The 333-nt window shown below is 39.6% G+C and carries 1 protein-coding gene; it reads right to left on the reverse strand.

The window, feature by feature from the left end; all coding sequences use genetic code 11:
- The coding region (locus ACYQ4O_RS13035; RefSeq protein ID WP_460175881.1) for an RNA-guided endonuclease InsQ/TnpB family protein at positions 1–333 on the reverse strand (333 nt) is incomplete at both ends.

The following is a 333-nucleotide window of genomic DNA, read 5'->3' on the forward strand; positions in this document are numbered from 1 at the left end:
CCGGGCTGCTCAACTGTACCTGACGCCGATGCAGACATATTCGATACTTTTAGATCTTCCATGAACACAATACCGTGGTTTTTGGCTATTGTCGTCGTGATCTTATGCAGAAAGTCTCTTCTTATATTTGCTATGCGTCTGTGCAGTTTTGTGATTTTGGCTTTGGTTTTCTTAGAATTGCTGCTTCCTTTTTGTTGTCGAGATAATTTCTTTTGCAGTTTAGCTAACTGCTTTAGATTATTTTTCAAGCTATTGACCGGCTCTACGAAAGTCCCGTTCGAAAAAGTAACAAACTTCTTAACGCCCATGTCAATTCCGATTTCGGAATTAATC

The organism is Turicimonas sp. TL08 (assembly GCF_054660695.1).